The sequence below is a fragment of the Alkalibacterium sp. m-11 genome (assembly GCF_054658155.1).
On the sequence record NZ_BAAGIR010000365.1, the window covers coordinates 1 to 458 of the forward strand.

The window sequence follows — 458 nt, forward strand, 5'->3', positions numbered from 1 at the left end:
GCATTTGCGTCCGTCTTCCTTCAGATTCCGCCTCACGGCGGACACCCTTGACTTTCGCTAACAGTTCCTACTGCCAAGTCTGTAGTGGACTTTCACCACCAAGTTGTCGCCCATGCCGGGCGCACGACCAAATAACTCTTCCGGATTCGTACCGGAAGAGTCATCTAATGGATGAGAAGTAGTCACGGATAAGCCGCCTTCACCTTCGACAAAAGCAGTGCCTTCGACGCCGTCTGTGTTATGGACGGTTGCTTCGAATAAATACTTATCCACTATAGTCCCTCGTTTCTTAGTTTTTACTAAAGTATACGTTTTGTAATGCATTTTGTACTGTCTAGCTTAACTACTCCCGTTGGTCGGTCGATCACAACAATAGTTGTACGTGCTGAAGCACTACAACTTGTAAGGACGTACCAGCCTCTCGAGAAAAAGATAAATGTACCCATTGCGCAGGATGC

The 458-nt window shown here is 47.4% G+C and carries 1 protein-coding gene; it reads right to left on the reverse strand.

Translation table 11 applies throughout. The features are described from left to right. Nucleotides 1–57: 57 nt before the first annotated feature. On the reverse strand, nt 58–273 hold the full coding sequence (locus tag ACYQ2O_RS12830; protein WP_346023625.1) for a hypothetical protein: 216 nt from the start codon (nt 271–273) through the stop codon (nt 58–60). Nucleotides 274–458: the final 185 nt, after the last annotated feature.